This window comes from Betaproteobacteria bacterium, assembly GCA_009377585.1.
Taxonomy (GTDB): domain Bacteria; phylum Pseudomonadota; class Gammaproteobacteria; order Burkholderiales; family WYBJ01; genus WYBJ01.
This window is the reverse complement of record WHTS01000027.1, coordinates 6,774-26,755: the sequence shown is the minus strand read 5'-3', so window position 1 is coordinate 26,755 and position 19,982 is coordinate 6,774. Positions and strand designations below refer to the sequence as shown.

The following is a 19,982-nucleotide window of genomic DNA, read 5'->3' as shown; positions in this document are numbered from 1 at the left end:
CTGGCTCGGGCTCTAGACGGGCAACGAATCTGGCGGTATGCCCGTCCGACGCTCGACCTACACCAGCGGCCCGGGCCGCTGCAGGTAGTTCTCCTTGATGCCGTCGGCCGCCCAGCAGGCGAGCATGCCGATGGTCTCGGTGGGGCCCTGGGCGGCGTTGTGCGGAAACGCGCTTCCGCCCACGACGAAGAGATTCGGCACGTCCCACGACTGCAGGTACTTGTTCACCACGCTGGTGGCCGGGTCCGCACCCATCACCGCACCGCCCATGTTGTGCGTGCTCTGATAGGGCACGATGGTGTACTTCTTGTAGATGTGGTGGGCGGCGTACTTGGAAGGCTTCATCGCCTTCGCAATCTCGGTGATGCGCTCGTACATGAAGGCGAGCATCTTCTTCTCGTTCTCGTGCCAGTCGAACGTCATGCGCAGCAGCGGCAAGCCGTTGGCATCCTTGTAGGTCGGGTCGAGATCAAGGTAATTGTGTCGATAGCTCTGGCACGACCCATGGATGCTGATCGCGAACGAGCGGCGATAGTATTGCGCGACCGCCTTCTTCCACTCTGCGCCCCAGCGCGGCGTTCCGGCCGGCACCGGCTTGTTCTTGATCGGCGTCGCCCCGAAGCTCGACACAGCCACATAAGCGCCACCGACGAAGCCCAGGTTGGAGCGATCGATCACGTCCCCGTTCAGGTCGTCGATCGACGTGTTCACCATGCCGCCGCCGATGAACGGGTTGAACTCGCGATCATCGAAGAACACGTGCACGCGACCGCCGGTCTGGTACGAATAATTGCGGCCGACGACGCCGCGCCCGGTCTGCGGATCGTACGGCGTGCCGATGCCCGAGAGCAGCAGCAAGCGCGTGTTGTTGAAGCAGTAGGTCGCCAGCACCACGATCTCGGCCGGCTGCTCGACTTCCCGCCCGCGCGCATCGATGTAGGTCACGCCGGTCGCCTTCTTGCCGGTCGAATCGGTGTTGACCTTGATCACATTGCATAGCGGACGCAGCTCGAAGTTTTCCTTGCGATACAGCGCCGGCAATACCGCCGTCAGCGGATTCGCCTTCGCGCCCTGCGAGCAGACGTGGCTGCTGCAGAATCCGCCGCGCTGGCATTCGCCGAGCATGAGCTTGTACAGATTGGTGTAGTCCTGCGTCATGGCGGCGGCTGGACCCTGAAACGGCGTGTAACCCAGCTCGGTCGCGGCCTTTGCAAACAGCTCGCCCTGCGGCGTTCTGCGTGTCGCCGGATTGGGATACTCGCGCGAGCGCGGGCCTTCGTGCGGGTTGCCACCGGGCTGGATTTCGCCGTTGAGATTGCCCGCCTTGCCGCCGACGCCGTAGATGTGCTCGAACTGATCGTAGTACGGCTCGACATCGTCGAAGGTGACGCCCCAGTCCTGGCTGGTGCAACCTTCGGGGAAGAAGTTGCTTCCGTAACGTTCCGTGATCCGGCTGCGGAACTCGAAATCGTGCGGCAGGAACCGGCGCGCGTTGCAGCCCCAATGGGCGCCCGTGCCGCCCACCATCTCGCCGGGCTTGAACGAGCCCAGCTCGCGCATCGGCAGCGCCGTCTGGGAAGCGTTGTTGCGGAAGCTGATGGTTTCTCGCGACAGATTCTGAAAAATATCGCTGTGGCGGTCGTACTTGAGCTCGTCGTTGACGTAGGGCATGACGAAGTCGTGCTGCGGATCGATCATGCGACCGCGCTCCAGGCACAGCACCTTGAGCCCCTTGCTGGCGAGCTCCATCGCCATGATCGAGCCCACGACGCCGCTGCCTACCACCACGGCATCGACGGGTTTCATCTTGGTCGTCGTCATTATTTGCTCCCTTCCTGCTTCACGATCCGCACATGCTTGGCGAAACCCTGCGCATCCACTTGCGCGTGTCCCAACCGGATGTCCAGAATGCTCACCGGTTCGGCGTGGTAGAGCTCCGGATTGTCGAGGTGCTCCCGGTAGGCGCCCGAAGCGACGCCGGGAAATCCGAGCAGCTTCCAGCCGACCTTGTCGCGATTGCCGCCGTACATCGGGTCGGCGAAGAATCCCTCCTCGGTATTGCGCCAGAGCAGATCGAAGAAGAGCTTGGAAGACAACGACGGCAAATCCACCTTGCCTTGCTCCAGTGCCTGCAGGACTTCCTCCTGCTGTGCGGGCGGCAGGAACTCGAAGTGCTTGTCGTACTTCCCGCGGCAATACAGGTTGATCTCCTGGATGCCGACGCGATAGATCTCCTGCGGCGTGAACCGCGACTGGAAGCCCTGTTCCGGCGTGCCTTCGAGCCATGGCCCCGAGCGGTAGTTGCGGCCATGCGTGCCCCACATGCCGCACAACTGCCGGTCGATATAGCAGCTCACGCCGGCATCCTTCGCACCCGGGCCGAGCTCGTCGGTGGGTATCAGCCGCTCGACGGCCGCATCCAGGAAGCGGACCTCTTGCGGGGACAGATAACCGTATGCGTATGGAACCCCGGGCTCCGCCATGCTTGCTTCTCCTCAGCGTGATTTCGCGCAGGCGCCGGTCGCTGTCACGGCCGGGCTCTGCCAGGTTCGCATTCTAGTGCGAACGCCGCTTCGTGGCGCGTGCGCATGCACCAACTTGTCACGCTCGGCCCCATCAGTCCATATTGTGGACCCTGTATCACGGACATCGCGGCGCCCGATGCGCTTCGAGCGATGCGCCAACGTAACCCTTGGTCATACGGGGAGCAGGAGGCCGCCCGATCGAGCAGGCCGCCCGATCGAGCAGCGCCTCCTCTGAACTTCCTCGGCGCCGCATGCACGCGCTTCTTCGCGGCTCTGCGGATGAGCCATGCGTACCTTGCTCGCTACTACAATAGCGCATGACAAGCCGGGACACGGTCGGCGGGCGCGGCTACGGCCGACAGCGAGCAGGCGGCTTCCCATCGGCGAGGCCTCGGCGTCTTGCCGACCTGCGCCTGTTGCTCGTGCGCCTGTTGCTCGCCCTGGCCTGCGCACTGCCGCGAGCGCTGGCTGCGGACACGATCGACATCGCAGCGACGGTGGGATTCACCGACACGTTCCGGCCCGGCCATTGGACCCCCCTCACCGTCACCGTGACCAATCGTGGCAGCGACATCATTGGAGAGCTGGAGGTCCAGGTCACCGGCGACGATGCCTTGCGCGGCCGGCTGCTGGTCACTTCTCGGCGCCGCACGCTCGAGCTGCACCGCGATTCGCGCAAGAGCCTGCAGTTCATCGTGCATCCGCAGGGGCTGTCGCATCCGCTGGTCGTTCGCGTGCGCTCGGGCGACGAGGAGCTGGCACGCGCCGAAATCGACTTGCGCACCCGCTTCGCCGCCCAGCGTCTGCTCCTGGTGCTCAGCCGCAATGCGGATCTGGATTACCTCAACGACGGCTCGGTCGACGGCTTGCGCGTGCTCTATCCGCACCCCGAGCTGCTGCCTGCGCACTGGCGCGGTTACGACGCCGTGGCGGCCATCGTGTTGCACGGGGTGTCGCTCGAACGGCTGAGCGCAAGCCAGTTCGAAGCCCTGCACAAGTGGATCGCGCAGGGCGGCATTCTCGCGGTGTCCGGCGGGGTGGATTATGCGGTGCTTCGCACGCCGCGCCTGGCTTCGCTCCTGCCTGGCGTGCCGCTCGGAATGGCGCGCGTGGCTGCGGATGAGCTTCACGGCGCATTTTCCGCTTCGCTCGATCGCTCGCGTCCGATCCATGTCAACCGGCTCGGCGCCTTCCAGGGTGAGGTGCGGCTGCGCGCAGGCAACGTGCCGCTCATCGTGGAGCGTGCACTCGGGCTCGGCCGGGTGCTCTACCTGACCTTCGACGTGGCGAGCCATCCCTTCGATCGCTGGGATGGCATGCATGAGTTGTTGCTGCAGAGCTTGCGCCTGCCGCCTTTGCCGACGACATCCTCCAGTGCATCCGAGCCCGGGCTCGCAACCCCGCTCATGGAGCTGATCCGTGCTAGAGCCGCGGATTTCCCCGGGTCGGCGACGGTGTTCCTGTTCCTCATCCTCTACCTGGGTCTGCTGCTGGCCGGCCATGCGATCCCCGTGCGCGAGGGGCGGCGCCGGTGGCTGGCGCCGCTCCGGGGTTGGGGAGCACCGATCCTGTTCGCACCGGCGGCGTGGCTGCTGTTCGGCCCGAGCGCGTTTCCTCGGGGTGCCACGGCGGCGGCGGTGGCGCTGATCGAACCGTTGCCGGACAGCGGCTTCGCGCGGCTCGGGCTGGAGCTCGGCGTGTTTGCCAATCGCAGCGGTCCGCTGCGCCTGGAGTACCGTGGCGCGGAGCCGGTGCTGTACCCGCATCGCCAGGCGTTGCGCGAGGGCAAAGTGCAGGATTGGGCGTTCGGCGGCGGACCGCGCCCCTATGTCGAGCCGCTCGACCAGCGACGCTACGTGCTGCATGCGCTGGAGGGGGAGGACGTGATCGCGTTTCGCCTCGAAGCCTCGGTTCACGTCGAGGCCACGGGCCCACGGCTGGTCCTGAACAATGGCAGCGGGCGCAGCCTGGAAGATCTGTGGCTGGTGTTCGACGGCCATGCTTACGCGTTGGGAACCGTTGCCGCCGGTGCGCGCCTCGAGCGCCGGCTGGTCGCTTCCAGCCACGGCATCGAGGTGGGCGCGGCATCATGGCAAGAGCTGCTCAGGTCGCGTCCCGGGGCTGCCCCGCAGATGCTGGCGCCGACGCGGATGATGCTCCTGCGCCGCCTGCAGGATGCGGGCCGCAGCGGATTCCCCGGGCCGGGGCATGCACTGGTGATCGCCCAGACATCGAACCCGCTGCGCCCGGCGGGTGCGAGTGCCGCCTGGTCGCATCTGGAAAGTGCCCTGGTCGCGTTCCGGCTGGCAGTGGCTGCAAGCCCTGCGCCGGCGGGCGAAACCAAGCCGGCAGAACCGGACGAGGGAGAAGTCCAGCGCCTCGAATCGAGCGAGGGGCGTAGCCCCGTGACCGAGGCCGTTCCGGTGCACTAGGATAAGCGATGCGCACGAATCCACTGGTCGCCGAAGTGCTGGTCGGACTCACCCGGCAAGGCAAGGCGCAGCTCGCCTATCTGGCCCTGTTGGCGGTGCAGGCGGTGGTGCTGTTCGTGTGGTGGCCGAAAGACGGAATGGTGCGGGTTCTGGAGAGCCAGCATGGCCCGGACACGCTGATCGCGGTGGTCATCGCCGTGGGCGTCGCGACGGCGTACCACGCGCTGCGCGCCGGCGCGGAGGAATTCGTGCTGCCGGGCCAGCACGGCCTGCGCGACTGGGCCTTGGCGACGCCCTTGAGCCTGGGCCGGGTTCTGCGCGGCTACGTGCTGGGGCAACTGGTTCACAGCCTGCACCTGCTGGCGCTGTCCTCCCCGCTGCTGCTCGTGGCCTTCGCGGTGTCCGGCGGCGAATGGCCCGCGCTGGCATGGTGCATGGCAGCAACGTTCGTCCAGGCCTTGTTCTACCGGCTGAGCGGCGCGCTCACCCACCTCGTGATCGGACAGCATCCCGCCGAATGTCATTTCGTCGTACGCACGATACTGGTCGTGGTATACGTTCCCATTGGTTGGCTCGTGCCCTTCACCAGCCATGTGGCGTTCACGACCCGCGCGCTGGGCGAAGGCGTGCAAACCCCGCCGGCATACGCGGCGGTATCGGATCACTGGGTTTTTGTGGCGCTTTACACGGGGCTCAGCATGATCTTGGCGCTTGTGTTGCATCTGCTGCTGCAGCGCAGCCGACGTGGCATGGCGGGCCCACGGGGCGGCGCCGGCGAGGCCGTCGCCTCATGAGTCAGGCGGCCGACGCACCCAGCCTATGGATCGGGTTGGACGGCCCGGGGGCGGCCCGGGAGCGCCTGCGCAAGGCAGTTGCCGGGCTCACTCGCGCGCGACACCTGCAGATCCTCGTGGATCACGCGTTCGGCGGCTTGCTGGCGGGCCTTTGCCTGGCGACGATCGCAGTCCTGGCAGTACGTCAGGCCTCGTCGTCCTACCCGACCTGGCCGCTGGCCGGGCTCGCGGTGATCGTTGCCGTTGCGGCTGCCCTCGTGCTGGGCTGGTGGCGGCGGCCCGATCCGCTCGACGTCGCGATCCGCGCCGATCTCATGCTGCGGCTGAAACAGCGCCTGAGCACGGCGTGGGAGCTCAGGAGCGTCCACGGCGACGACGAGCTGGCCGACCGGCTGGCGGTGCAGGCGGTCAGGGCCGGGATTCCGGCGCGTGCCGGGACGGTGTTTCCGCTGCGGATCAATCGCGCCGGTTGGCTTGCGCCGCTGGCGGCCGCGGCGCTGCTGCTGGTGAGCGTCGTCGATTTGAGTGGCGTGCAACCGCCCGCGCATCGCCAGGTGGACGAGCAGGTGGTGGGCGAAGGCCAACGCCTGGGCGCGTTCGGACGCGAAATGCAGGCACGGGCACAGCGCGACAAGCTGCCACGCAGCACCCGCCAGGCCGATCGGCTGGAGCGGCTGGGCGCGCACATGGAAAGCGGCGCGCTGTCCCGGGATCAGGCCTTGGGGCAGCTCGGGCGGATGGGGGAGTCGCTCGACCAGGAGCGAACCCAGGCGCTGGGCGAGGCAAACGGCGGCGAGCGCGGCGGCCAGCGCACGCCGAATGCACAACGCTCGGCCATCGGCTCGGATCTGAACCCCGGAGCGATGCTCGAGCGCATGCAGCGCGGCGCGCTGGATCGCAGCGACACAGCCGCATTGGCCCAGCGTCTGGACCAGCTCGCGCGTGCGGGCGTTCCGCGCAAGGAAATGCAAAGCGCGCTGGAGCAGCATGAGGCCGGCGCCGACCAAGCGCTGGAGGAGATTCTGGAGAAGCTGGCGCGGTGGGAGCGCGCGCTCAAGGAAGACAAGGAATTGAGCAATGCGCTCGAACAAGTGCGCCGCTCGCAGGATAATCTGGGCAGTCCGCGGGCCTCGTCCGAGGGTCCCAACAGCGCCTCGGCGGCCATCGACTGGGACGAAGACGAGCGTGCCGACCGCGACGCCAGCAGCGCCGCGGGCGCGCGCACCGAGTCACGCACGGATAGCTCGAGCAGCGCGCGGTCCGCGCGCGGCGGCTCGCACGCCAATTCGAGCCTGGCAGGTGCGCGGGCGGAAACGCCGCTGCGGCAGGAGGTCGATGCCGCCGGGCGGGTTCTGAGACCCGAGGGGCAGTTGCGCGAGGGTCGGGAATTCACCACCCAGGGTCGAATGCTGCCCAGGGCGAATCGGCCGAGTGTGGAGCAGGTGGAAATGGGGAGCGAGTTTGCGGCGCAGGCGGAAGCGGTGCTGTCCAGGGAGCAATTCCCGGAGCACTACAAGGACTTCGTCCGCCGGTATTTTCTCAATCTGAGCCAGGGCGCGCGCGTTTCACCGCAGCAGCAGCCTCCGGCACGCGAGGCGCAACGGTGAATGACGAGACACGCCTGTCGGCTGCGCACGAGCAGCTGAATGCACTCAGACGCCAGATCGGACGGCGCATCGTCGGCCATCACGACGTCATCGACGGCATTCTCGCCTGCCTGCTCTCTTCCGGCCATGTGCTGCTCGAAGGCGTGCCGGGCCTGGGCAAGACACTGCTGGTGAAGACCCTGAGCGATGCGCTGCACCTGGAATTCGCACGCATCCAGTTCACGCCGGACCTCATGCCGGCGGACATCATCGGCACCCAGGTGGTGCTGCAGGACGACGAAGGCCGGCGCCACTTTCATTTCCAGCGCGGCCCGGTGTTCACCCAGCTGCTGCTGGCGGACGAGATCAACCGCGCCACGCCGAAGACCCAGTCCGCGCTGCTGGAGGCCATGGAGGAGAAGCGCGTCACCGTCGGGCGCAGCGGGCATGCGCTGCAGGAACCGTTCATGGTGCTCGCAACCCAGAATCCGATCGAGATGGAGGGCACCTATCCGCTGCCCGAAGCCCAGCTCGATCGCTTCCTGCTCAAGTTGAATGCCGCCTATCCCGACGCCGACGAGCTGTCGCAGATCGTCGATCGCACCACGGGCTGGCCGATGCCTTCGGTGGAGCCGGTGCTGAGCGCGGGCGACGTGATGGCGCTGCGCGAGCTGGTGCGCTCGGTGGTGCTCGCCGCTCACGTCAAGGACTACGCCATTCGCATGGTGCTCGCCACCCATGCCGGCAACGCCGAGGCCACAGCCATGGTTCGGCGCTACGTGCGTCACGGCGCGAGCCCGCGCGGGCTGCAGGCCATCGTGCTCGCCGCCAAGGCTTTGGCGCTGTTCGCCGGGCGCATCAACGTGAGCTTCGACGACCTGGCCGCTGCCGCTCCGGCGGCATTGCGCCACCGCCTCCTGCTCAACTTCGAGGGCGAGGCCGAAGGGATCGACGTGGAAGTTCTGATCGCGGAGGTCGTGCGCGAAACGCCGACCGTGCTCGGGAAGGCGCACGCCTGACCGGAAGCCCATGGCGATGACGCCTCGCACTGCACCCGCCGCCGGGCGCGAGCTCGTCTTCGACGACGCATTCCTGCACAAGCTGGAGCAGCTCGAGCTGCTGGCGCGCAAGATCTTCCGCGGCCTGCTGCGCGGCGAGCGCACGACCTCGCGCCGTGGGCGCGGGCTCGAATTCTCCGACTTCAGGCACTACTGGCCGGGCGACGACTTCCGCCACATCGACTGGAACATCTACTCGCGGCTGGACCAGCTGTACCTGAAGCTGCACGCCTCCGAGGAGGACGTGACGCTGCACCTGATCGTGGATAGCAGCGCCAGCATGGCGTTCGGCGAGCCGTCGAAGTTCGATCATGCGCGCAGGCTCGCCGCCGCGCTCGCCTACATCGCGCTCAACAATCTCGATCGGGTCGCGGTGAGCGCCTTCGCCGGCGCCCTGGGGGCAAGCCTCCCGCCCACCAAGTCGCGCAAGCACGTGGCCGGGCTGCTCGCTTTCCTCGCGAGCCTCCCCTGCGCAGGGCCGACCCGCTTCGGCACGGCGCTGCGCGAGTTTGCGACGCGCACGCGCAGCCCGGGATTGGTCATCCTGATCTCGGACCTGCTGGGGCTGAGCGAGGTGCAGGACGGCATCGAGGCGCTGCGCCATGGCGGTCATGACGTGGTGGTGATCCAGCTGCTGGCGGAGTCGGAGATCGATCCGCCGCTGGACGGCGCGTTGCAGATCGTGGATGCGGAGACCGGGAACGAGCTCGAAGTAACGGTCGACCCGGAGCTGCGCCGGCTCTACCGGCAAAGGCTCGAACGCCAGCTGCAGGAGATCGAGAGCTTCTGCCGGCGGCGCGGGGTGGAATACCTGCGCGCCAGCACCGCGATCGGGTTCGAGGACGTGGTGCTCAAATATCTGCGCCAGGGGACGCACCTGCGATGATTCAGCTCGCCTATCCCCTGGCGCTGCTGTCGCTCGTGGCCATTCCGCTGCTGCTCGCCCTGCATCTGCTGCGGCCGCGGCGCGTGCGCGTGGTCGTCTCCACCATCGCGCTGTGGCAGGCGGCGCTGAGGGACCGCGAAGGCGGCCACGGCTTTCGCCGGCTGCTGCGCAACCTGAGCCTGCTGCTGTTGCTGGCGACCGCCCTGGTGCTGGGGCTCGCGCTCGCCGGCCCGCAGTGGCTCACCAGCGCAACCCAGGAAGCCGACATCGTGCTGGTGCTCGACGTGAGCGCGAGCATGAAGACCCGCTCGGGCATCGGCGCCACACGCTTCGACCAGGCGCTTGCCGAGGCGGCCAGCATCATGGACCGTCTGCCTCGCAACGGGCGCATGCTGGTGATGACCAGCGGGCGCAAGGCGCAGCTTCGCACCGGCTTCGAAACCGACCGCGGTGCGCTGCGCCGGGTGCTGGCAGAGCTTCGGCCCGGCGACGAGGCCGGGCGGCCACGCGAAGCGCTGGCGCTCGCGCTGGCGCTGGTCCGTGGCCGCAGCGACGCTCGCATCTACTTCCTGACCGACGGCGCCTTCGAGCCCGAGGTCGACCCCGGCTCGCCCGACGTGGTGTTTCGCGTCGTCGGCGGGCCCGCGCGCAACGTGGCCATCACGCGCTTCGACCTGCGCCAGGAGCACGGCACCGAAGACCGCTTCCAGGTGCTGCTGGGGGTGCGCAACTACACCGACGCGCCGATCACCGTGCCGGCAAGCGCGAGCCTGGATGGCCGCGAGCTTTTCACGCGCACCCTCGAGGTCGCGCCGCAGGCCGAGCAAACGCTGGTGCTGCCGTTCGCGGGTCGCGCGCTCGGACAAGCGACGGCGCGCATCGATCCGAGCGACGACCTCGCAGCCGACAATCAGGCGTTCGCAACGGTGAATGCGCCCGAGCGGCTCCGCGTGCTGTTGTTGAGCCGCGGCAATTTTTACCTCGAAAGCGTGCTCGCAGCGTTGCCGAATACGCAAGTCGTCAAGCGCGACGGGCCGGGCAGCGAAGACATCGCCCAGCTCGCCAGCAGTCACGACGTGGTGGTATTCGACGGCATCGCGGCGCCGGCATTGCCGCCCGGCAATTTCCTGCTCGTGGACACCGTGGCACCGGACTTGCCCTTCTCCGATGCGGGCCGAGTGACGCAGCCGGCCATCCTCGGCAGCGGGCCGAGCGCTCTGATGCGTAACGTCGACCTGGCCGCCGTTCGAATCGACCAGGCGCGGCGTGTGGCCGTCGACTCGCGCGCCTCGGGGCTGCAGCGCCTGTTCTGGTCGAAGGAAACGGATCTGGCCCTCGCCCTCATCGACGAACAACGCAAGCTGGTCTATCTCGGTTTCGATCTCACCGGGTCGAATTTTCCGCGGCAGGCCGCCTTTCCGTTGTTCGTAAGCCAGAGCCTGGAATGGTTGCGCCCGCGCGGCGCCGAGCGCCTCTCCAATCACGTCGCGGCCGGGTCGACGATTTCGCTCTACGTGCCTGCCGGCGAAACGCAGGCGATCGTGCACGGGCCGTCCGGCAAGGACGAAACCCTGCAGGCGAAAGACGGCGCGGTGCTGTTCGACGCCACCGCGGCGGCCGGCATCTACCGCTATAGCGCCGGCGAGGCGACGCGATACTTTGCGGTGAGCCTCGCCGACGCGCGCGAATCGGATGTGAACCGGCGCTGGACGCCCGGCGAGCAACGCCAGCAAGCGGAGGCGGCGAGCAACGGCGCACAGAGCCTCATGCCGCTCTGGCCTTATTTGCTGCTGCTTGCCATGGTGCTGCTGGCGCTGGAGTGGCTTGTTTGGGCCGGGAGCCGCAGCAGTGCCTGAACTCGCGCAACCCGCATGGCTTTGGCTCATCGCGGCTGCGGCGCTGCTGGTCATCGTGAGCATCCGGCGCGCGGGCCGCGCGTCCTCCCGGCTCGTTGCCGCGGGCACGCTGCGGGTGCTGGCGCTGGCGGCGCTGGCGATTGCGTTCGCGGGTCCGCTTGCCGGCTCCACGGCGCGCCACACCGATGTGGTGTTCGTGCTCGATCTTTCCCGCAGCATCGCGCGCGAGTCGGTCGCCGAGGCGCTCGATTTCGTCAATCGCGCCAAGGATTCGCCGGCACGCGTCGGGCTGGTGGTGTTCGGCGCCGATGCAGCCGTCGAATCCTCGGTGCGCCGCGGCGCCGAGCCGCTGGAGGAAGTTACGGCTCACGTGGAGCGCTCGGGCACCGATATCGGCCGCGCCATCGAGGTGGCCGTCGGCGCGTTTGCGCCGGGCGGCCATCGGCGCATCGTGCTGCTGAGCGACGGGCGCGAGAACCAGGGCGATGCGCGCGCCGCCGCCGCGGTCGCGCGCACGCTCGGGGTGGAGATTCATGCCGTGGCGCTCGAACGGCCTGCGGCTGCGAGCGAAGTTCACGTGCAAAGCGTAACCGCTCCGTCGCAGGTGCGCCTGCACGAACCGTTCACCGTGCAAGCGCTCGTCCATAGCAGCGCAGCCGCCCGCGCCCGCCTGGCCGTGATGCGTAACGGGGCGTTGCTGCACGAAAGCGCGATCGAGCTCGAGGCGGGCGCCAACGTCTACTCGTTCGTGCAACAGGCAGACGAGCCGGGGCTGCAGGAATACGAGGCCATCGTCAACAGCGCCGCGGACAGCGAGCCGGAGAACAACCGCTACCAGGCTTTCGTGCAGGTGACGGGCGCGCCGAAGGTGCTGCATGCGATCGGCGATACGCAAGCCGGCCGTTATGTGAGCGCGGCACTGACTGCGCAAGGACTGACGGTGGACGAGGTGCGCGCCGAGGCGCTGCCGACCAGCATGCACGGGCTGGTGGATTACGAGCTGGTGATTCTGAACAATGTCTCCGGTTTCGACTTGTCGCTCGCCAAGATGGAGTTGCTCGAGCACTACGTGCGCGACGCGGGCGGCGGCGTAGTGAAGATCGGTGGTGACCGTAGCTACGCCGCCGGCGGCTATCTCGGCACGCCGGTGGAACGGCTGCTGCCCGTGACCATGCATGTGAAGACCGAGGTGAAGATTCCGAGCCTGTCGGTGGTGTTCGTGCTGGACCGCTCCGGCAGCATGGGCACCAAAGCCCAGGGCGAAGACAAGCTCGCTATCGCCAAGCGCGCGGCCCTCCTGTCCATCGATCTGCTCAACCGGCTCGATCGCGTGGGCGTGCTCGCGTTCGACAGCGGCCAGGAATGGGTGGTATCCCCGACCGAGGCGGCGATGCGCCAGCCGATCACGCAGAAGATTCGCGACCTCAAGGTCGGCGGCGGCACCGATCTCTATCGCGCGCTGGAAGAGGCGCATCGCGTCATGCGCAAGGAACAGGCGAAGGTGAAGCACTTGATCGTGCTCTCCGACGGCCTCACCGAAGGCGAGAAGAATTTCGATTCCCTGGGAAGCCGCATCGCCGCCGACGGCATCACGATTTCCACCGTGGCCATGGGAGCCGACGCCGACCAGCCGCTGATGGCAAGACTCTCGGAGCTGGGCAAGGGCCGCTTCTACCACACCGACGATCCCGCCAACGTGCCGCGCATCTTCACCAGCGAAACCCTGGCGATCACGCGCGACCTGGTGGTCGAAGGCGACATCCGGCCGCGACAAGTTCATGCGGGCGAACCGCTGCAGGGATTCGACGCGGACCCCTTCCCGATTCTCGGCGGCTACCAACGCGTCTTTCCCAAGCCCGCCGCCCAGGTGCTGCTGGCGGCACGCGACGACGATCCGCTGTTGGTATCGTGGCGCTACGGCCTGGGAAGAGCGGTGGCGTTCACGTCCGATCTTTCCGGCCGCTGGGGCCGGCACTGGGTCGAATGGCCGCAGTTCGGGCGCTTCGTCGCGCAGATCGCCCGCTGGACGATGCGCCGCAGCGGCAACGAATCCATCGTGCCGCGATTCCAGTGGCATGGGAGCCGCGGCGTGATGAACGTGGACGTGCTGGACCGCGACGAGCGCTTCGTCAACGGTCTTTCGCTACAGGCCTCGGTGGTCGATCCGTCACGGGAAACGCGGCGGGTGCCGCTCGAGCAGACTGCGCCGGGGCGCTACCGCGCCGAGTTCCCCGTGCCTCGTGCCGGGCGCTATTACGTCACAGTGAGCGGGCGCGACGGCCAGACGCCGGTTGGTCCGCGAACGTTCGGGCTGGCGGTCCCCTACTCTGGAGAGTACCTGGGCCTGGGTGCGGATCGCAGACTGCTCGGCGACATCGCCGGCATCGGCGGAGGACGCCTGCTCGATCTGTCCAGCGCCAGCTCGAGCGCGCTCACCGCGCCCTCGCCGCAAGCGCGGGGGGCGACTACGCAGGTGTGGTGGCCATTCTTCCTGGCGGCGCTGGTGCTGCTGGTTGCCGAGGTGGTGGTGCGCAAGGCGCCGATCCCCGAAGCGTGGCAAGCGCGCTGGAGGCGATGGCGCGGCGCTCGGCTGGAGGCCGCGGCACCCGAGCCGGACTACGCTGCGCTGCGCGCCGCCATCGCACAGGAACGGGCGCGCGGCCTTGCGGCCATGCGCGACGATGTACCCCTGGATGCCGACGATCCGGCCGTGCGTGCACGGCTTTATATCGCAGCGGGCCGAAGGCGCTGATTGAGTGAAGACGCTGCGCTGAGTGAAAAGAACGCTCAACCTTCACTTGCGAAGCCTTCACAGCGAAGCGGCTTCACCCTTCGCTCAGCGTACTCTTCACACTAATACAAGTGACATGAGACCGTGTGTCCCGGCGCCATCTCCTTTTCGATCGGCACGTCCACGCTGCATTGGGCCATGGCGAACGGGCAGCGCGGATGGAAGCGGCACCCCGAGGGCGGGTTGATGGGCGAGGGGACTTCGCCCGTAAGAATGATCTCATCGTGCGTGATGTCGGGGTGGGACGGAAGCGCGGCGGAGAAGAGCGCCTTGGTATAGGGATGCAGCGGATTGGCGAACAGCTCCTTCGTCTTCGCCTTTTCCACGATCTTCCCGAGATACATGACCGCGACCTCGGTCGCCATGTAGCGGGTGGTCGCCAGGTGATGCGCGATCAGAAGGTAGCTCACGTCGTACTGCTTCTGCAGGTCGACCAGCAGGTTCATGATCTGCGCGCGGATCGATACATCCAGAGCCGAGACCGGCTCGTCCAGGATGATCAGCTTCGGTTTCGATACCAGCGCGCTCGCCACGGCGATGCGCTGGCGCTGCCCGCCGCTGAACTCGTGCGGGTACAGGTTGGCCTGCTGCGGGCGCAGGCCGACGGAACTCATCGCTTCTTCGACGCGCTCCTTGACCTCCTGGTCGGAAACTTGCCGGTTGATCACCAGCGGTTCGGCCACGATGTCGCGTACCCGCATGCGCGGGTTGAGCGATGACCAGGGATCCTGAAACACGGCCTGAACGGTCGTCCGGTAGTCCTTCAGGGCATCGCCCTCGAGCGCATGGACGTCCTTGCCGTCGGCAAGCACCTCGCCGGCCGTCGGTTCTTCCAGACGCAGCACGAGCTTGGCCGTGGTCGTCTTGCCGCAGCCGGACTCGCCCACGATGGCGAGCGTCTGGCCCTGCGGAATCGAGAAGTCGATGCCGTCGACCGCCTGCACCCAGCCGACGAGCTTCTTCCATATGAATCCCTGGGTAACGGGAAAGTGCTTCTTCAGGCCCCGAACCTGCAGTACCGCTGTGGCACTCATGTGGTTTTCCGTAGTCGCCAGCAACTGGCGGTGTGTGCGGCCCCGTTCACGCCGACGGTGAATGACGGGGGATATTCGCGCCGGCACAGATCGTCGGCGTACTCGCAGCGGGGGGCGAAGCGGCATCCTTCGGGGAGATCCCAGAGCGCGGGAGGCTGGCCCTCGATCGAGTAGAGCCGCTCGACATCCTCCTCCATTTTGGGCACCGAGCGCAGCAGGGCCTGGGTGTAGGGATGCGACGGATGGTTGAAGATCTCCCGCACCGGCCCGCTTTCCACGTGGCGGCCGGCATACATCACCACCACGCGGTCGCACATCTTGGCGACGATGCCGAAGTCGTGCGTGATGAAGATCAGCGCGAGATTCGTTGCCTCCTGGATCTCGCGCAGCAGGCGCAGGTACTGCGCCTGTATGGTGACATCCAGCGAGGTGGTGGGCTCGTCGGCGATGATGACTTTCGGCTCGCACGAGATGGCGATGGCGCCGACCACGCGCTGCTTCATGCCGCCGCTGATCTGGTGCGGGTAGTCCGAGACCCGCCGCTCGGGAGCCGCTACCCGCACCTGCTTCAGGGCATCGATCGCCCGCCGCACGCGCGAGCGCTTGTCATCGCCGGGGTGCTGATTCCTGATCGCCTCCATCAACTGGTTGCCGACCGTGAATACCGGATTGAGCGAAGTCTGGGGGTCCTGCAGAATCATGGAAATGCGGCGACCGCGGATCTGGCGCATCTCCTGCTCGGTCTTCTTGAGCAGATCCTCGCCTTCGAGCCGGATCGATCCCTTGACGATGCGGGCCGCGGGCTTGGGCTGCAGTTGCAGCAGCGACAGGGCCGTCATCGTCTTGCCCGAGCCCGATTCGCCCACGATGGCGAGCGCCTCTCCCTGCCGCAGATTGAAGCTCACCCCATCCACTGCCTTCACCGTGCCGAAACGGGTGAAGCAGTACGTGTGGAGGTCTTCCACTTCCAGTATGACGTCGCCGATTTGCCGGGCCATGCACCTAGCCTGCGCTATTTTTCATGAAAACGGGCCGCATGCAGCCGGCCCTCTTTCGAAGGGTTCATGAGTCATGCATCTGCCACCCGCAAGGGGAAGCGTCCTTCCCCTTGCAGCAGTGGCGGTGCGATCACTTGGCGATCTTGACCAGCTCGAAATGCGACGAGCGGCCGGCGGCGGGGCCCGGGTAGACCCAGCTGCCGACGGCTTTGGTGGCGAATACCTCGTTGCGGAACCAGAACAGCGGTATATCGGCGAACTCGTCCTGGATGCGGTCGCCGATCTTCTGCATCAGTTCATGGCGCTGCTTGAGGTCCGTCAACTTCAACACTTCGCTGAAGGTCTTCTCGATGAAGTCGTCCTCGAAGTGGTGGTTGGCGCCTTTGCTGAAATAGAAGTTGCGGACACCCGCCTCGGACGGCCGCCAGCCGATGATGTTCGGCCACATGATGTTGTGGGCCGGGGGCTGCTTCTTGCGATACACCGTGCGGATCTTGGACCAGTCCTGCATCTGTACCTGGGCGTTGACGCCGACGTTGCGGAAGTAGATCGCGAGCGCATCGGCGATGGCGGGGCCTTCCGACTCGCCCGGCTCGGTGAATGCCCAGATCTCGAACTTGAGCTGTCCGGGCCCGTAACCCGCCTCCTTCAGCAACTGCTTGGCCTTGTCGGGATTGTAGGCGTAGAGCTCGTTGAACCGGCTTTCCCACTTCGGGTTCCAGCCCTCGGACGTAGGCACCCAGAGCGACAGGTAGGCGAGAGACGCCCGCCCGGCGAACACCGTGTTCATCAGCTCCTTGCGGTTGATGGCCATGTTCAGGGCCTGGCGCACCTTCTTGTTGACGAAGGGAGCCTTCGGATTGAAATCCTTGTCGCCCGTGATGTAGTACTGACCGCCCATGTAAATCGAGATCCAGTCCACCGGCAGCGAGGACTGGAAACGCTTCAAGCCCCTTGCAATCGCATCCTTGTGCAGCTCGCGCGGCAGATCGGCGATCTGGACGTCGCCCGACAGCAGCAGGGCAAGACGGGTGGCTTCTTCGCGCGCGATGCGGAACTCCAGCTCCTCGTAGTCCACTTTGTGCCCGGACCAGTGCTTGTCATTGCGCTTGAAAACGATGTTGAGGCCCGTCTGCCGACTGGCGTACTGGAAATAGCCTGTCCCGGCGGGATTCTTTTCCCAGCCCTCCAGCCCTTCCTTGTCCCACTGCGCCTTGCTGCTGATGCGGAAGTCGCCGGAGCGCGCGAACGCATACAGATTGGTCGGCAGCGCGGGGGCCTTGAAGCGGAAGATGGCGGTGTGCTTGTCGGGGGTCCTTATTTCCTCGACCGTGCGCCAGAACGCGACCAGGGTCGCCGTCGAATCCGGGCGGATCAGCAGCGTGTGCGCATGCTTGATGTCCGCGGACGTGAACTCGCCGAACCCATTGTGGAACTGGACACCCTTGCGCAGGTGGAAAGTCCACTCCTTGAAGTCGGGGCTGATCTCCCACTTCGTCGCGAGCGCCGGGATGTAGTCTCCCGTCTTGGGATCCATTCCGACCAGCGTCTCCAGGAACGGCTCGAACTGGAGGTGGTCGGGACGCGAGATGGTCCAGAAGCGATTGCCCTCGTGGAAGCCGGCCGAGGCGAAGATCAGGCGCTTGACGCTTGCCGCCTGGGCCCCTTCGGGCATGAGCGCCGTGCCGAGGGCGGCCAGCGCCGCCATCAGCAGGCCTGCAAACACAGATACAAGTTTCGATTTCATAGCGACCTCCTCCTGAAGTGTTGTCAAAGATTTCGCAGCTTGGGATCGAGGTGATCCCGCAGCCAGTCGCCGAGCAAGTTGAGCGACAGCACCGTCAGCATGATGGCGATTCCGGGGAACATCGAGACCCACCACGCCGTGACGATCAGCTCCCGGCCGTCCGAAACCATGACGCCCCATGCCGGTTCGGCGCGCGGCAGCCCGGCGCCCAGGAAGCTCAGCGACGACTCGAGCAGGATGACGTATCCCACCTGCAGCGTCGCCAGGACGATGAGCGAATTGACCACGTTGGGAAACATGTAGCGGAACATGATGCGGGCGTGAGACGCGCCGGCCACGCGCGCGCGCGCGATGAAGTCGAGCTCCTTGATGGCGAGGGTTTCGCCGCGGACCAGGCGCGCATAGCGCGCCCACAGCAACACGATGAGCACCGTGATGACCGTCCCGAAGCTGGGCCCCACCGCGGCGACGAGGACGAGGGCGAGCAGGATCGTCGGCAGCGAGAGCGATATGTCCACCAGGCGCATGATCACGGCGTCCGTCCGTCCTCCGAAGTAGCCCGATATCAGCCCCAGCACGGTGCCGATGATGCCGCCGACGAAGATCGCGATCAGCGAGACCGTGAGAGAGACGCGCGCGCCGTAGATGATGCGGCTCAGCATGTCACGCCCGAGCTTGTCGGTCCCCAGCAGATGCTCCGCGGTTCCACCGTCCTGCCACACCGGCGGGGTCAGCCGGTGCGACAGCGTTCCCTGGAACGGGTCGTGGGGGGCGATCCACGGCGCGAAGGCGGCCGGAATCACGAGGAGGAAGAGGAGGATCGCAAGCGCAAACAGGGGATAGCGCTTGAACTTTGCCCACCCCTCGATGGCCCAGGGCGTCGCATACCAGGGGAGCGTTCGCGTCGATTGCAGCGGCATGGTTGAGCCTCCTTTGTACGCTTCACTGATACCGGATGCGCGGATCGAGATACGCATACATGACGTCGACCATCAGGTTGCACAGGATGAAGATGCCGGCGAACATGATCACGACGGCCTGCACCACCTGGAAGTCCCTCGACCGGACGGCGTCCACGACCAGCAGTCCTACGCCCGGCCAGGTGAACACGGTTTCGGTTATCACGGAGCCGGTCAGGAGCGATCCCGCGATGATGGCAAAAACGGTCAGCGGGGCGATCGAGGCATTGCGCAGGCAGTGCTTCCAGACGACCTTCCACTCCGGAATGCCCTTCACGCGGGCCAGCTTCACGAACTCGCTGTCGAGGACCTCGAGCATGGACGAGCGGACCAGCCGCATGATGACCGCGACCTGGAACCAGCCGAGCGTGATGGCGGGCAGGATGATATGGCTCAGTGTGCCGCGCCCGGAGGAGGGAAGCCAGCCCAGCAACACGGAGAAGATCCACATCAGCACGATCCCGAGCCAGAAGGCGGGCAGCGACTGGCCCAGAAGCGCTACGATCTTGGCCGAAGTATCCCAGTAGGTGCCTTTCGCGACCGCCGCCAGGACCCCTATGGGCAGGGCGAGAAGAATGCTGATGAACAGGGCGTAACCGGCCAGCTCCAGCGTGGCGGGCAGGCGCTCCGCCACCATGCCCATCGCCGATTGGCCCTGGTACTTGAGGGACTCGCCGAAATCGCCCTGCAGCGCCTTCTTGATGAAGATGATGTATTGCGTGGTGACCGGCTTGTCGAGGCCCCAGTGCTTTTCCAGCCGCTCGTAGTCCTCGGGCATGGCCTCGATCGGCAGCATCACGTCGAGCGGATTGCCGCTCATGCGCGCCAGGCCGAACACGATCAGGCTCATCACCCAGAGGGCGAGCAGGCTCTGCAAGAACCGGACCGCGATGAAACGCTGCATGCCTCCTCCTCGACTGGCGGTCCAATGCCGCCTGCCTCATTCGATGCTTCCTGCACCGTGCGCTCGAGCGAGCGGCGGTATCAGCGTCGATCAGGCGGTACTCAGCTCTATTGCACCACCCCGACCGGATTTACCGGCGGAGTGACCAGAGCAATGTAACTTGGGCGAGCAATGGTGCAACACGTCGCGGGCGCCGTGCAAGTGCACGAACCCAGGTGAAGTTATATGTACTACAGGTGCGGCGCAACCAATCATCGGGCGCATCGTACGCCTACTCGTGAAGCCGACGCTAGCAGGTTCCGTTCGTACGGGCAAGCCGAATCGAATGCCGGATTTTTTGCGCGCCGCCGCATCGGTGCCTGGCACAGGTTGAATTCATATACAGCCAGCGTTGGCCGCCTATTCCCGCGCC

At 66.4% G+C, this 19,982-nt stretch carries 14 protein-coding genes; 7 read left to right on the top strand and 7 right to left on the bottom strand.

The genetic code is table 11. The features are described 5' to 3' along the window. Positions 1-57: 57 nt before the first annotated feature. Complete coding sequence (locus tag GEV05_11275; protein MPZ43967.1) at positions 58-1,821, bottom strand: GMC family oxidoreductase; 1,764 nt, start codon at positions 1,819-1,821, stop codon at positions 58-60. Then, on the bottom strand, positions 1,821-2,483 hold the full coding sequence (locus GEV05_11270) for a gluconate 2-dehydrogenase subunit 3 family protein (protein MPZ43966.1): 663 nt from the start codon (positions 2,481-2,483) through the stop codon (positions 1,821-1,823). The genes GEV05_11275 and GEV05_11270 overlap by 1 nt, the downstream gene beginning before the upstream one ends. 359 nt (positions 2,484-2,842) lie before the next feature. On the opposite strand from GEV05_11270, the gene GEV05_11265 reads away from it, so the two are divergent. The 7 genes from GEV05_11265 to GEV05_11235 are packed head-to-tail and all read left to right on the top strand — an operon-like array spanning position 2,843 to position 13,889. Then, positions 2,843-4,957 (top strand): hypothetical protein, encoded by a 2,115-nt coding sequence (locus tag GEV05_11265; GenBank protein ID MPZ43965.1) that lies wholly within the window; start codon positions 2,843-2,845, stop codon positions 4,955-4,957. A gap of 8 nt (positions 4,958-4,965) precedes the next feature. Beyond that, positions 4,966-5,751 (top strand): hypothetical protein, encoded by a 786-nt coding sequence (locus tag GEV05_11260; GenBank protein ID MPZ43964.1) that lies wholly within the window; start codon positions 4,966-4,968, stop codon positions 5,749-5,751. Then, a complete protein-coding gene (locus tag GEV05_11255; protein ID MPZ43963.1) occupies positions 5,748-7,358 on the top strand; it encodes a hypothetical protein in 1,611 nt (536 codons plus the stop codon). Before GEV05_11260 ends, GEV05_11255 begins: the two co-directional genes overlap by 4 nt. Positions 7,359-7,372: 14 nt before the next feature. Further along, positions 7,373-8,356, top strand: coding sequence for an AAA domain-containing protein (locus GEV05_11250; GenBank protein ID MPZ43962.1), 984 nt, complete (start codon positions 7,373-7,375; stop codon positions 8,354-8,356). 10 nt (positions 8,357-8,366) lie between these two features. Then, the gene (locus tag GEV05_11245) at positions 8,367-9,281 is read left to right on the top strand and encodes a DUF58 domain-containing protein (GenBank protein ID MPZ43961.1); all 915 of its coding nucleotides are present in this window, start codon (positions 8,367-8,369) and stop codon (positions 9,279-9,281) included. Next, positions 9,278-11,137 carry a VWA domain-containing protein gene (locus GEV05_11240; protein MPZ43960.1) on the top strand — a complete coding sequence of 620 codons (1,860 nt, stop codon included), beginning with the start codon at positions 9,278-9,280 and terminating at the stop codon, positions 11,135-11,137. Before GEV05_11245 ends, GEV05_11240 begins: the two co-directional genes overlap by 4 nt. Beyond that, positions 11,130-13,889 (top strand): VWA domain-containing protein, encoded by a 2,760-nt coding sequence (locus GEV05_11235; GenBank protein MPZ43959.1) that lies wholly within the window; start codon positions 11,130-11,132, stop codon positions 13,887-13,889. The genes GEV05_11240 and GEV05_11235 overlap by 8 nt, the downstream gene beginning before the upstream one ends. A gap of 101 nt (positions 13,890-13,990) precedes the next feature. Here GEV05_11235 and GEV05_11230 read toward each other — a convergent pair whose 3' ends face one another. The 5 genes from GEV05_11230 to GEV05_11210 form a co-directional block, all read right to left on the bottom strand. Next, complete coding sequence (locus tag GEV05_11230) at positions 13,991-14,962, bottom strand: ATP-binding cassette domain-containing protein (protein ID MPZ43958.1); 972 nt, start codon at positions 14,960-14,962, stop codon at positions 13,991-13,993. Then, positions 14,959-15,960: an ATP-binding cassette domain-containing protein gene (locus GEV05_11225; protein MPZ43957.1), complete on the bottom strand. Its 1,002-nt coding sequence runs from the start codon at positions 15,958-15,960 to the stop codon at positions 14,959-14,961. The genes GEV05_11230 and GEV05_11225 overlap by 4 nt, the downstream gene beginning before the upstream one ends. Before the next feature lie 130 nt (positions 15,961-16,090). Continuing rightward, positions 16,091-17,707, bottom strand: coding sequence for a hypothetical protein (locus tag GEV05_11220; protein MPZ43956.1), 1,617 nt, complete (start codon positions 17,705-17,707; stop codon positions 16,091-16,093). Positions 17,708-17,730: 23 nt separating this feature from the next. After that, positions 17,731-18,627 carry an ABC transporter permease subunit gene (locus GEV05_11215; protein MPZ43955.1) on the bottom strand — a complete coding sequence of 299 codons (897 nt, stop codon included), beginning with the start codon at positions 18,625-18,627 and terminating at the stop codon, positions 17,731-17,733. Between the two features lie 22 nt (positions 18,628-18,649). Continuing rightward, entirely contained in the window at positions 18,650-19,570 is a 921-nt protein-coding gene (locus GEV05_11210) for an ABC transporter permease subunit (protein MPZ43954.1), read from the bottom strand. Positions 19,571-19,982 lie beyond the last annotated feature (412 nt).